The organism is Lewinella sp. (assembly GCF_050633125.1).
Taxonomy (GTDB): Bacteria; Bacteroidota; Bacteroidia; order Chitinophagales; family Saprospiraceae; genus Lewinella.
This window is the reverse complement of the sequence record NZ_JBOEFX010000159.1, coordinates 1-819: the sequence shown is the minus strand read 5'-3', so window position 1 is coordinate 819 and position 819 is coordinate 1. Positions and strand designations below refer to the sequence as shown.

Annotated in this window: 1 protein-coding gene; it reads left to right on the top strand. The window is 39.2% G+C overall.

Annotated features, from left to right (window positions below; genetic code table 11):
- Positions 1–108: 108 nt before the first annotated feature.
- Positions 109–819: transposase (locus ACRBG0_RS26300; protein ID WP_431489807.1), on the top strand; the 711-nt coding region annotated here is incomplete at its 3' end.

Sequence of the window (819 nt, the reverse complement as noted above, 5' to 3'; positions counted from 1 at the left end):
GAAGTTGTCTAAAAATGATTTGGGGTAAAAAGTCCTGATTTGCACAAAAAGTTGCGAAAGAAGATATTTGGGGATCTACTAACTTCTCCAAACCTTCCTCCACAACTTATGTACGTAAAATTAAACAAGAAATTTATCACGACCAATTTGATGCCTCACTTAAGTACAAATCACCTTGGTCGAAAGCCAAAAGTCAAGCTTTGGAAAATGGTTCGAGCGATAATTTATCGATTAAAAACAGGTGTTCAATGGCGTGAACTTCCATTGAACCAGTTCTTTGGCTTTACGATTAGATCCTGGCAATCAGTTTTTTACCACTACAACAAGTGGTCTAAAGATGGTTCATGGCAAAGACTCTGGACAGCATTATTATCTGCCAATAGAGGTAATTTGGATATGTCGAGTGTCCAATTTGATGGAAGTCATACTCGTGCTCGTATGGGTGGCGAGGCAGTAGGCTATCAAAGCCGCAAATCAGCAAAAACCACGAATATGCTTTTCTTGACAGATCGCCAAGGTATTCCTCTAGCGGTATCAAAACCCATTCCTGGCAATCATCATGATCTTTTTGAAATCAACGAACAGTTCAAAAACATGTGTCAAATTTTGGACGAAGCCCAGATCAATATTGAAGGGTTATTTCTAAATGCAGACGCAGGGTTCGATAGTAAATCTTTCCGCGAATTCTGTGATGGCCTAAACATATTCGCTAATATTGACATCAATCAGCGGAATTCTAAAAATACTGACTACGAGTACCTTGTAGATAAAAAGCTTTACAAGGAACGCTTCAGTGTAGAGCGAACCAATGCCTGGATT